Origin of the sequence: Microbacterium sp. GbtcB4 (genome assembly GCF_019091465.1) — a bacterium.
GTDB classification, from domain to species: Bacteria; Actinomycetota; Actinomycetes; order Actinomycetales; family Microbacteriaceae; genus Microbacterium; species Microbacterium paraoxydans.
This window is the reverse complement of the sequence record NZ_JAGXJJ010000134.1, coordinates 1-271: the sequence shown is the minus strand read 5'-3', so window position 1 is coordinate 271 and position 271 is coordinate 1. Positions and strand designations below refer to the sequence as shown.

The window sequence follows — 271 nt, the reverse complement described above, 5'->3', positions numbered from 1 at the left end:
GCTTCCTCGACGCTCTCGACCGGGCGGGTGACCCGGCCCTCGGCCACGGTCCGCGCCGCACGCAGGACCGCCTCGCGCGGGTGCACGAGTCCGTGCGGCCGGCGCCGGTCGGCCCGGTCGCAGAGGCCGATCTCACGAAGGCCGTGCACGGCATCGTGCGCGGCTCGGACGACGCCGACACCGGCGCCTACCTCGAGACCGCCGTGTACGCGGCGCGCGACCGCGGGGAGGACACCGGGGGCGCCCCGGGCTTCGAGAACACGGCCGACAC

At 77.5% G+C, this 271-nt stretch carries 1 protein-coding gene; it reads left to right on the top strand.

What is annotated here, in order from left to right; all coding sequences use genetic code 11:
* On the top strand, positions 1–271 hold a 271-nt coding region (locus KVS71_RS17485; protein ID WP_217585157.1), incomplete at both ends, for a hypothetical protein.